This is a genomic window from Streptomyces sp. MBT65, from assembly GCF_016612545.1.
In the GTDB taxonomy this organism is placed as follows: Bacteria; Actinomycetota; Actinomycetes; order Streptomycetales; family Streptomycetaceae; genus Streptomyces.
Map to the genome: position 1 here is coordinate 37343 of NZ_JAENRY010000068.1, position 12341 is coordinate 49683.

The 12341-nt window shown below is 69.3% G+C and carries 3 protein-coding genes and 1 pseudogene; 2 read left to right on the forward strand and 2 right to left on the reverse strand.

All coding sequences use genetic code 11. The features are described 5' to 3' along the window. Nucleotides 1-32 precede the first annotated feature (32 nt). Nucleotides 33-3563, reverse strand: a complete 3531-nt coding sequence (locus tag JHN63_RS17700; RefSeq protein WP_200682036.1) for an FG-GAP-like repeat-containing protein — start codon at nucleotides 3561-3563, stop codon at nucleotides 33-35. Between the two features lie 491 nt (nucleotides 3564-4054). Between JHN63_RS17700 and JHN63_RS54290 the strand changes: the two genes are divergently transcribed. Further along, on the forward strand, nucleotides 4055-11623 hold the full coding sequence (locus JHN63_RS54290) for a ricin-type beta-trefoil lectin domain protein (protein ID WP_200682037.1): 7569 nt from the start codon (nucleotides 4055-4057) through the stop codon (nucleotides 11621-11623). Nucleotides 11624-11655: 32 nt separating this feature from the next. After that, on the forward strand, nucleotides 11656-12060 hold the full coding sequence (locus JHN63_RS17710) for a hypothetical protein (protein ID WP_200682038.1): 405 nt from the start codon (nucleotides 11656-11658) through the stop codon (nucleotides 12058-12060). Between the two features lie 19 nt (nucleotides 12061-12079). On the opposite strand, the pseudogene JHN63_RS17715 reads toward JHN63_RS17710, so the two are convergent. Further along, nucleotides 12080-12341 (reverse strand): annotated as a pseudogene (locus JHN63_RS17715) (glycosyltransferase family 2 protein); the annotation flags it as partial.

Below are 12341 nucleotides of genomic sequence, written 5' to 3' on the forward strand. Positions count from 1 at the left end.
ACGAACAGCCCCGCTTCCTCGATCCGCCCCGGTCAGCCGAACGCCAGTTTCCCCGTCCAGTTGCCGACCACCGTCGTGTAGGTGCCCATCGCGGTCTTGCCGCCGGCGTAGAGGCGGACGCTGCCGTCGCTCATGTGGGCCCACAGGTCGGGGACCGTGTCGCCGGTGACGTCCGGGATGGCGAAGAAGCGGGGTACGGCGGTGGCGGTCCAGCCGCTGGCCGCGTACTCGGTGTCGGCGCCGCCCGCGCCCGCCGCGGAGTTGGCGAGGGAGAGGATGTCGACGCCGGTGGCCGCCGCGTTGGCCTTGCCCTTGCGCAGGATCAGCCGGCCGGAGTCGGTGGTGCGGTAGAGCATGTCGGCGATCCCGTCGCCGCTGATGTCGGCGACCGCGACCACGTCACGGGTCGTCCACGCGGAACCGGTGTTCAGCAGCGTGGCACCGGCGAACGAGCCGCCGGTGTAGCCGGTGAACGCCCAGTACTGGGTGCCGGAGGTCATGAAGAGTTCCGGCTGCCCGTCTCCCGTGATGTCCCCGGCGGAGAGGATCTGGTCGAAGGCGGACGCGGCCGGGACGGTGACGTTCGCCCCGCCGGTGTCCGTGCCCGTGGTGGGCAGCAGGACCGGCATCCGGGCGCAGGTGTTGAAGCCGCCGAAGCCGTCGCCCGGGTAGACGTAGAGCGTGCCGTCGTTCATGCGGGCGACCAGATCCTGGAGGCCGTCGCCGGGGTAGTAGTCGCCCCCGTGCGTGATGAGCGCGTCCTTCCAGTCCACGGCGGTGGTCGTGCAGCCGTCGGAGTAGGCCGTGTTCTTGGTGGTCTCGCCGTAGGACGGGCTCATGCCGACGAACAGGTCGCCCTTGGTGCCCGAGGGGTAGTCGCGCAGGCCGTAGCTGGTGACGCCGTCGTCGTCCGTGGCCGTGGTGATGGTCAGCAGGTCCGGCTTGTCGTCACCGGTGAGGTCGGCCGTGGCCTCGTCACGGTCCTTGGGGCTGACGAAGATCTTGTACGCGTTCGGGGTCACCGACTCGTTGCCGGCCGCGTCGACCGCCTTGACGTAGAGGATCGCCGGTCCGGCGAGCGGCGGGGTGACGGAGACGACCGACGTGAAGGAGGTGCCGGTGATCACCTCGCCCGCCTTGGTGGTGCAGCTGTTGTGGTCGCTGAGCTTGGTCGTCTTGTCGTATGCCGTGCTGTTCCAGCTGTACGCGTACGAAGTGACCTTCTCCCCGGGCCAGTTGAAGAACGTCATGCAGCCGGACTGGCCGAAGGTGGCCTTGGACCACTGGTCCTCGCCGCTGTCGTTGTCGTCGTCCGCCTCGTCGAAGTCGGCGGAGGTCACCGTGGGGGTCTTCGGGGCGACCGTGTCGAGTTTGAAGTAGCAGCTGTAACTGGTCGGGGACTGCGCCGGATAGTCGTCCTTGACGTACATGTTCCAGTGGTACGTGCCGTCCTTGAGGCCGCCGCTGTCGAACAGGACGCTCGCCGTGGTCTTTCCGGAGGCGCTCGCCTCACGGTTGTAGACCGTGCCCGTCGTGTCGTTCTTCAGGTACAGGTGCACGATGTCCAGGTCGTCCTTGCCGTCCGGGTCCGAGACGGCCGCGGAGAAGGTGATCTGGTCGTTGGCGCCGATGGTGACGTAGGGCGCGGTGGTGGTGCACTTGCCCGGGCTCATCTTGAGCTTGGCCGGCTTGTTCGGCGTGGTGTTGAAGGTGACGTCGACGTTCGGGCCCGCGTTGTCGTTCGTGGCCTGGAACTTCTTCCAGGCGTACTGGTCGTCCTCGTTGCTCGCCTGAATGCCCAGCGTCCAGTGGTTCAGGCTGTTGTCGGCCGCGTACTTGGCGGCCTCCTTCACGTTGAAGGTCGTGTTCCCGGCCGCGCAGCTCTTCTTGTAGCCCTTGGCGTACGACTTGGTTTCCTGGCGGGCGTTCCAGCCGGGCTGGTTGCTCCAGCTGGTCTTCTTGTCGATGTCACCGGTGCGCCAGACCTCGACGTCCCTCTTGGTGCAGGACCAGGAGTACGTCTCCTTCATGTTGAGCGTGGCCTCCTTGATGGAGGTCGTGCGCACCGCGTTCGGCCACGCCATCGTGAAGAAGGAACGGCTGCTGCCGAAGGTGTCCGACTCGTAGCCGGCGCGGGCCTCGTTGGTGCCCTTGTTGAAGCCGCGCCCGTTGAAGAACGTGGCGGTGGCCCAGGTGCCGCGCTTGTAGGCGGTGGTCCAGTTGCCCGCGTCGGTGTTGGTGCTGGGGTCGATGAAGACCGGGTACGTGGTGCCCGAACCGGTCAGCAGATCCTGGTCCGGCGTGATGGTGATCGTGCCGTCGGCGGCCAGTTTCGGGTCCGTGCGGGCGGAGTGGGTGCCGGGCTGGGGACCGCTCAGGCCCGGGAACTCGCCGTCGATGGCGGTGGTTTCCGGGGTGACCACGGCGTCCTCGTCGCCCGCCGGCTGGGTCGCCACGGGGTCGGCCGAAGCCGCCGTGGGGCTCGCGGTCGCGTCGCCGTCGGTCTCGGTGGTGGCGGTGGGCGCGGCGGACGCCGTACCGAAGTCGGTGTCGGCGTTCTGGTCGTCGGCGCCACGTTCGCGGGCGGCGTCGTCGGGGTCCGCCGGCTGCGGTGCGTCGCTCGCGGTGTCCGTGGCGGTCGGGGTCGGGTCGGGGTCGTCCTGGCCGCCGTCCCCGTGGGTGAGGTTGTCGGTGGTGGCTTCCTTGCCGGCCGAGTCCCACATCAGGAGGGTCGGGGTGGCCGCCACGTCGTTGCCGTCGGCGTCGTAGGCGTGGATGGAGCCGCTGCGCGAGTCCAGCTTCATCGTCAGGTCCGGTGAGGACAGGCCGTACGAGATGGTCTTGAGCGCCGGATTGGCCGCCGCCTGGGCCGACTTGACGACCAGGACCTCGGAGAAGCCGCCGTCGTTCGCCGCGAGGACGAGGTCGACGCCGGGCAGCACCTCGCGGTACAGGGCCTCGTTGCTCTCGACCTCGGGGGCGGGGAGGGTGCCGGGCCAGGTGAGGTTGATCGTGTGGCCGGCGGTGGTGAGGGTGACGAGGGTGGTGGCGGTGTCTTCGGCGGTGTCCGCGGCCTGCGTCGTCGTGTTGGCCGTCGTGGCGTTCGCCGTCTTCGTGCCCGCCGTCGTCGCGTTCGCGCGGTACGCCGCCGGATGTACGTAACTCGCCTTGCCGGCCGCCGACTTGGCCTTGCCACCGCCCGAGAACACCACCGGCGTCGTCGTGGCCTTCGTGGTCCAGTCGCCGTTCGCCGTGCGGCGCAGTGTCGGGTCGACGGCCCGCCAGGTGCCGCCGACCTTGGCGCGCACCGGTGAGACATGGATGCGGGTGGTCAGCGTGTGGTCGGGGTTGGCCCAGGTGGTGGTCGTCGCGGTGCGGGCCGTGACGATCTCGACGCGCTTGCCGGAACTCCTGGCCAGGGCTCGGGCCTCGGTCTCCGTACGGGGGTGGGGTTTCGTGTCGCCGCTCTTCGCCGTGGAGCCGCCGGAGTCGTGGTCGGGGAGCAGTACCCAGGCGGTTCCGGCGGCCAGGATCAGCGCCAACAGCCCGGCGAGCAGGCGCATGTGACGTGGGCTCAGCCTGTTCGGCCAAGAAGCGGAGGACACCGAACCGTTTCCCCTCTGACGGTGGCGACATGACGTCGGCGACCTGACGTGGCCGCATGCGGACGACCCTCCGCCCGCTCGCCCGGTGGTCGGTGCCGGGGTGTGGGGAGGACGTGCAGATCATGGAGCGCCGGTGTGCGCCGGGCAAGCCCCATTCGGTCGGGTACGGTCGGCGGAGCGTCCCCTTCCGGGCTCAACGCCCCTTATGCCGCCCGGAGTTGGGCAGACTTGTCATGTTCTGATCAGTGATCAAGCCCACATAAAGTCAAATGATCTAGCGCTGATGGCAAAGGGCGGCCAATAATCCGGGCTGTTTTCCTTCTCTGTTTCTCCATCGCGTCTTCACGGCCGGGGTGACTGCCCGGCCGGGGTCACCGGGGGGTCCTTCCGTGTTCCGTCGCTCACGTCCGAGCGCGCGTCCGCGTCGCAGAGCCTGGCGTCGCAGAGCCGTGCCCGGTGTCGTCCTGCTGCTCTCCCTCGCGCTGTCGGTCGGGGCCCTGGAGGGCCAGGCCTTCGCCGAGCCGCCGCCGGACGACGACGTCGCCGCGATGGTGGACGTACCGGCCACCGACCCGGTGGACGGCGCCGACCAGTCCCTGTCCGGGTACGCCCGGCAGTACGCGATCGACGCCGCGCAGGACGACACCGACCCCCCGGACGGCAGTACCGCCATCCCGGCCGCCGGTCCCGACGGCACCGCGGACATCACCCCGGAGAAGCTGGCCGCCGCTGCGGACGGGCTGATCCAGGTCGACGGCGGAGTGCCGGTGAAGATCGGCGCCGCCTCCGACGACACGACCCAACAGCCTGTCGGTACCTGGTCAGTTGATGTGCTGAGCCAGACGGACACGGCCGCCGCCGGCGTCAACGGCCTGCTCATGCAGGTCACCACAAACGACACCACCCCGGCGCCGGCCCGACTCCAGGTCGACTACACCGACTTCAAGAACTACTTCGGCGCCCAGTGGTCCGACCGGCTCCAACTGGTCCGCTACCCCGAGTGCTTCCTCACCGACCCGGACAACGAGGAGTGCGCCACCCCGGAGCCGCTGGACAACTCGGCCGACCTGCGCGCCGACACCACGACCACGGACGCCGACGGCAACGAGACCACCGACCTGGGCGCCACCAAGGTCGAGGCCACCGTCGACCTGTCCACCCCGATGGACGCCGACACCGCGACCGGCACCACCAGCGCCGACGCGACGGCCGCCCTGGACAAGGGCAGTGCGCAGTCGGCGGTCTACCACGGCTCCGCCGCGAAGGCCGTCACCGCCGCCGCGTCCTCCGGGGCCGGCGGCGTCCTCGGCGTGACCGACTCCGGCAACGGCGCCGGCGGCTCCTTCCGGGCCACCCCCCTTTCCTCGGCGGGCAGTTGGGCCGCCGGATCGTCCTCGGGCGGCTTCGCGTACACGTACGCCGTCGACACCCCGCCGGTCTCCGCGGGCCCCACGCCGAGCATCGCATTCTCGTACAACTCCCAGGCCGTGGACGGCAAGACGTCCACCGCCAACCCGCAGACCTCCTGGATCGGCGAGGGCTGGTCCTACGACACCGGGCACATCGAGCGCTCGTACCGCGGCTGCGGCCAGGACCAGGACGGCGACGACGCCAACAACAAGGGCAAGAAAAAGAAGACCGGCGACCTGTGCTGGGCCAGCCAGAACGCGGTGATGAGCCTCGGCGGCACGACCGTCGAACTGGTCCGTGACGACACCAGCGGTGAGTGGCACCCGCGTTCCGACGACGGCACCAAGATCGAGCACAAGACCGGTGCCGACAACGGCGACGGCGGCGACACCGCCGACAAGGGCGAGTACTGGATCGCCACCACCCGCGACGGCACCAAGTACTACTTCGGCCTGGACAAGGTCGGCAACGGCCACGCGGACACCGACTCCGTCTCCACCGTCCCCGTCTTCGGCAACGACCCGAAGGAGCCGTGCCACGCGGACGCCTTCAAGGACTCCTCCTGCACCCAGGCCTGGTCCTGGCAGCTCGACGAGGTCGTCGACCTGCACGGCAACGCCATGGTGATCACCTACCAGCAGGAGGACAACTACTACGCCAAGAACAAGTCGACCAAGAAGAACGTCAAGTACCAGCGCGGCTCCTACCCGCTGACCATCGAGTACGGCCTGAACAAGGACGACCTCGGCGCGGTCCCGGCCGCCAAGGTGCAGTTCCAGACCGACGAGCGCTGCCTCGCCGCGTCCGCGAGCAAGTGCGACGCCGACAACTTCACGTCGAGCGACCCGGAGAAGTACCGCGTCTGGTACGACACCCCGGCCACCCTCAACTGCAAGTCGGACACCGCCAAGCAGTGCCCGACCTTCCCGTCCTTCTGGACCCGCAAGCGCCTGGAGAAGGTCGTCACCTGGGCCCACCGCGACGGCACCGGCACCCTGTACCCGATCGACGAGTGGACCCTCAACCACGCCTTCAACTCCGGCTGGTACCAGACCTCCCCGGGCCTGTGGCTGTCCTCCGTCCAGCACGGCGCCTACGACACCGACACCACCGACCCCGACGACGCCCCGGGCCAGACCCTGCCGGCGGTCGTCTTCGACGGCACCGCCTACCCCAACCGGGTCCGCGCGAACAGCGCCGACATCGAGCTGACGTACTGGCACCCGCGCATCACCGGGATCACGGACGAGAACGGCAAGAAGACGGTCGTCGACTACAACAAGGGCTGCACCTACGCCCCGGCGACCACCGACGTCTCCGACAACACGGCCGCCTGCTACCCCGTGCACTGGTCGCCCGACGAGAGCTTGGAGAACCCGCCGCTGGCATGGTTCAACAAGTACACCGTCGCCAAGGTCACCGAGCAGGACACGGTCGTCACCACGACCGCCCTCGCCTCACCCGACGTCGTCACGACGTACGAGTACGGGGGCGGCGGCTACTGGGCCAAGACCGACGCCGAGTTCACCAAGCCCTCGCAGCGCACCCACAGCGACTGGCGCGGCTACGCCTCCGTCACCACCAGGGTCGGCGACCCCGACGGCCCCGCCGCCACCCGCTCGAAGACGACCACGTACTACCTGCGCGGCTCGGGCACGACCCTCAAGGACGACACCGGCGCCACCCTCTCCGCCGACGACGCCGACGAGAACGCGGGCCAGGCCGCCGAGACCGTCACCTACGTCTCCAGCGAGGCCGCGGCGGCCGCACACAGCAGGGCGATCACCCTGCCCGGCCCGAGCACGGTCACCGCCACACGCAAGCGCACCGGCGACAGCGACCTCGTGGCGAGGCGGTCGTACGTCAAGCGAGTCGACGACCTGACCGCCTACAACGGCAAGTGGCGCGGCACCCGCACCACGACGGACATGGACGACGACGGCCTGCCGAGGCAGAGCGAGGTCGCGGTCGTCACGTTGGCGAGCCCGGGTGACACCACCCCCACGGTCGGCGACAAGACCTGCACCGTCACCACCTTCGACAACAGGGCGTCGACGAACCTCTACGGCCTGCCCAAGCGGGCGTTGACCACCGCGACCGACTGCGACGACGTGTCGAGCGCGGCCACCGCCGCGGTCAGCTCCGACGTCACCACCGGCTACAACGACGCCGGCGACGCCACCAGCGAGAAGTCCCTCAACGGTGAGGGCACCGGCACGATCACCGGCTCCCTCACCGAGTACGACGTCTACGGCCGCGCAAACAAGGTCACCGACGCAGGGAAGAACGTCACCCGGACCACGTACAACCCCGGCAGCAGCCCGTACGTCATCACCGGCACCACCATCACCAACGCCAAGTCGCAGGCGACGATCACCACGATCGACCCGGCCCGCGGCCTGACGACGCTCACCACCGACCCCAACGGCAACAAGACCCGCTACGAGTACGACCTCCTCGGCCGCCTCGTGAAGGGCTGGCGGCCCGGCGACGCCGACGCCCTTCCCTCCACGCAGATCAGCTACGCGCTGGGCACCCGCACCCCGACCCGGGTCATCACCAAGAGCCTGAAGGACAACGGGAGTTACACCCAGTCCGTCACCTTCTACGACGGCATGGGCCGCACCGTGCAGACCCAGGCACCGGACGCCACCGGCCTCGGCCGCCTGGTCACCTCGGTCCGCTACAACGACCACGGCGCCCCCGTCCGCAACGACAACGGCTACTACGTCCTCGGCCTGCCGGCCACCACGCCGTACATCCCGACCAGCCAGCAGTCGATCCCCAACTCGACCAGGGCGACCTACGACGGCCTCGGCCGCCCGCTCACCTCGACGACCCTGCACCACAACGCGGACTTCGCCACCGCCACCACCACCTACAGCGACACCGACGCCTCCGTCACCGTCGTCCCGCCCACCGGCGGCACCGCCACGAAGACCATCGGCGACGCGCTGGGCCGCGCGGTCAAGGCGATCACCTACACCAACGCCGACCGCAGCGCGAACACGTACACCGAGACCACCTACGACGCGCTCGGCAACCGCACCCAGGTCAAGGACAAGTCGGGCCACCTCTGGACCTGGACGTACGACTCCCGGCACCGCGTGCGCCTCAGCACCGACCCGGACTCCGGCACCAGCCAGACCTGGTACGACGACGCCGACCACGTCATCCAGACCAAGGACGCCACCGGCAAGATCCTGCACTTCGGCTACGACCCGCTCGGCCGCAAGAGCACCCTCACCGTCGGCTCCGACGCGTTCCCGACCGACGAGTGGATCTACGACACCGCCACCAACGGCATCGGCCTGCCCGCCAAGTCGATCCGCCACACCGTGCTCGGCGCCACCACCGGCGACATCGTCAGCGAGGCCACCGGCTACACCGAGGACGGGCAGCTGACCGGCAAGACGGTCACGGTCCCGGCGGTCAGCGGCAGCACGGACAACCTCTCGGGCTCGTACCACTGGTCGTACACCTACACCCGCACCGGCAAGCCGCTCACCACCACGCTCCCCGCCACCCCCGGCGGAATGACCACCGCCGAGAAGGTCATCACCCGCTACAACAGCCAGGACCTGCCCGTCTCCACCTCCGGCTGGGACTGGTACACCACCGGCGCGGTCTACAACCCGTACGGCCAGATCACCCGCTCCACCAGCGGCAAGAACCCCTACCGGGTGTGGACAAGCGCCCTCTACGACGACTCCACCGGCCTGCTGCTGCACTCGTACGCGGCCACCCAGACGGCGAACGGCCTTGTCTCCCAGTCCGCCTACGCCTACGACCAGACCGGCAACACCAGCCTGGTGGCGACGGGTTCGACCACCTCGGGCACCACCACGTGGGACAACCAGTGCTTCACCTACGATGCCCGCGGCCAGCTCGTCGAGGCCTGGACCGGCGCCACGGCGAAGTCCTGCACGGACTCCTCCGGCGCCACCTGGAAGGCGACCGACTCCTCGGCGACCGCCTCCGGCACGCTCGGCGGCGCCCCCTCCACCTCCACCATCGCCACCGGCACGGCGGCCTACGGCAGCCTCCCGTACTGGCAGTCGTACCGCTACGACGACCTCGGCAACCGCTCCACGCTCACCGACCACAGCACCCAGCGCACCTCCACCGGCGCCCTCAACACCGCGCTGGACGGCTCGACTTCGTACGCCTACGGGGACACCGGCCAGCCGGACACGTTGACGGGCTGGACGCAGAAGACGGTCACCGCGGCCGACTCCGGCACGAAGACCGTCACCGAGGCCAACTCGGCGGTCTTCGACGACTCCGGCCGCACCCAGACCCGCACCATCAACGGCGACACCCAGTCCTTCGTCTACGACGGTGAGGGCCTGCTGAAGTCCGTCTCCGGGTTCGGCGCCGGATCGGGCGCGATCACCGGGCCCGGCGGGCTGTGCATGGACGACGCCGGCGGCCACACCGTCGACGGCAACGTCATCCAGATCTACACCTGCAACGGCACGGCCGGACAGAGGTTCAGCGCCAACGGCGGCAAACTGACGGTCCTGGGCAAATGCGCCACGGCGTCGGGAACGACGAGCGGCTCGACGATCACGCTGAAGACCTGCGTACCGGACGCCACCACCCAGTCCTTCGTTCTCCGCGCGGACGGCACCTTCTACAACACGACCTCCAAGCTCTGCCTGAACGTGGCGAGCGCCACCGTCAGCGCCGACCTGACCCTGGCCGCGTGCACGGCGAGCGCCGACACCCAGAAGTTCACCCTCGCCGCGAGCACGTCGTATCTCTACGACGCCGACGGCAACCGCATCTCCAAGACCACCGGCGGCTGGACCACCCTCTACCTCGGCGAGACCGAGGTCATGGGCTCCCAGACCTCCACCGCCACCAGGGCGATGCGCAGCTACGGCCAGGCCGGCGCCCCCACCGTCGTCCGCTACACCTCCAGCGCCACCAGCGCGCACACCCTGGTCGCCCAGGTCACCAACCCCCAGGGCACGGCCACCGTCCAGATCAAACTGGCCTCCGGAATGGCGGTCCAGACCCGGTCCTACGACGCCTGGGGCAACCTGCGCGGCGACCTCGACGGGGCGTTGACGGGCTGGGCGGGCTCCCGTACGTACATCGGCGGCGCGGACGAGTCGAGCACGGGCCTGATCCATCTGGGCGCACGCGACTACGACCCTGTCACCGGGCGCTTCACGTCGATCGACCCGGTGATGGACTTCTCCGACCTGCTCCAACTGGGCGGCTACGCCTACGCGGACAACAGCCCGGTCACCAAGGAGGACCCCAACGGCCAGTTCTGGGGCTGGTCCCAGGTCAAGCACGCGGCCTGGTCCGCCACCAAGACGGTCGCGCACGTGGCCTACGAGTACTCGGGCCTCGCCGACATCGTCAGCTGCGCCACCCACCCGGCACTCGGCTCCTGCCTGATGGCGGCGGCGACGATCATCATCACGGTCGCGACCTTCGGGGAAGGGGGCGTGGCCCTGGCCGCGGCCCGCGGCGGAATGCGGTTCGGCGGCGGGGTGCTGGCACGCGGCGCGGAACAGGCGGCGGTGAAGACGGCGGAGAAGACAGCCGCCAAGACCGCGGCCAAGGCCGTCGAGAAGAAGGTCGTGAAGACGGCCGAGGAGAAGGCGGCCAAGGCCACGGAGAAATCCGCGGCGAAGGCGTCGGAGAAGTCGGCGGCGAAGACCGGTGAGAAGGACGCGGGCAAGGCGTCGGATGCGGGCGAGGACGCGGTCGAGTCGGGCGGCAAGTGCAACAGCTTCACGCCCGGCACACGGGTGCTCCTGGCCAACGGCAAGACCAAGGCGATCAAGGACCTGCGCCCCGGCGACAGGGTGAGATCGACGGACCCGGTCCTCGGCACGACGGCGTCCCGCACGGTCACGGCCACGATCCAGGGCCACGGCACCAAGCACCTGGTCCGCCTCACCCTCACCAACGGCAAGTCCCTCACCGCCACCGACGGCCACCCGATCTGGCTCCCGAAGGACCACCGCTGGGCGAAGGCGAGCGAACTCCGCTCGGGCGACTGGCTTCAGACGTCGGCCGGAACGTACATCCAGGTCAAGGCGGTACGGGCGTGGACGCAGACGGCGACGGTGAACAACCTGACCGTCTCCGGTACGCATACGTACTATGCGTTGGCCGGGGCCACGGCGGTGCTGGTCCACAACTGCAAGGACAGCGTCGTCCTTGGCGTCGAGGAACACTCCGACGAACTGGCGAAGGGGCTGCGGGAAGCAGGTGACACGCAGGCGCACACGTTCAACGGCCCGGCCTACGGCGCCAGGGATTCTGCGGGCGTCCCGGACTGGATGTTCAGGGTGATGAGCAGCGCGTCGGACGACGGCGTGGCCCTGTCCGTCACACTGGACGGGATGCCGGGCGCCGGCGGCACGGCTGCCGAGATCTCCGGGGCCTTCAAGAGCGCGGTGCTGGACGGACGCGGGTACGGCATCGGACTTGGCCAGACACTGCCCGGTCCTGGAATGGGTACCGCGTGGGAGATGAGTGTGGTGGAACGGTCGGTCAGGATGGGGAACCGCACGTGGGAATCCATCAAGTGGTACTCGGGCGGGGAACGGGTCCTGGACGTGCTGAATCCCTTCGCCTGAGCCCCCGTTGCCTCAACTCCCGGAAGGACACCATGCAGTTCAGTGAGCCCGAGCGGCTCTTCAAAGTGTGGGAGTACTCCCGTACTCATCGCACCCTGCTCCTGCGCAGCGACTCCGACCTCGCCCTCAAGCCCCGCCCCCGCATCGAGCTGAGCGCGGGCAACGTCCAGGTCATGTTCCTCAGATCGCTGATGAGGGGGCTCACCGTCCGAAGGCCCTCGGCTCCCGCCGAAACCGAGCTCCTGGCGCGGAAGTACGGCATTACCGAGGACCTGGACTACATGTTCCTGCTGGACTCCCCCAGCGGTGAGGGGCTCCTGGTCTCGGGCAACCCTTCATGGGCGATGGCGGAAGTCCCGGTCGACGCACCGTCGTTCTTCTCCCGGGTGGGAGAGACCGACCGCTATCCAGATGCGGTGTCGGGGCAGGTCGCATAGGCCCCCTGCCCGTCGAGCTCTAGCGGCCCAACTTCCGCCGCACCCGCCGTACTTGACGATTGTCCGCGACCGTGTCCAGGAATCGCCGCCCGCCCCCGGCCTCGTACGCCGGGCCCTCCAGGCGGAGCAGTGTGCCGTCGCGGACGATCGCGTACGCGAGGGGGTTGGCCGTCTTCGGGAGGGTGACCGGGTGGCGGCCGTCGGGGAGCTGCAGGCGGGCGGGGAGGCGGAGTTGGGCCGTGGTGGTGTCGGGGGTGGGGAGCAGGTCGGCGGTAACCGCC

Bases quoted from the DNA above. Each gene is read 5' to 3' on its own strand.
- JHN63_RS17710 (WP_200682038.1), top strand. From the start codon at position 11,656: ATGCAGTTCAGTGAGCCCGAGCGGCTCTTCAAAGTGTGGGAGTACTCC.
- JHN63_RS17700 (WP_200682036.1), bottom strand. From the start codon at position 3,563: ATGCGCCTGCTCGCCGGGCTGTTGGCGCTGATCCTGGCCGCCGGAACC.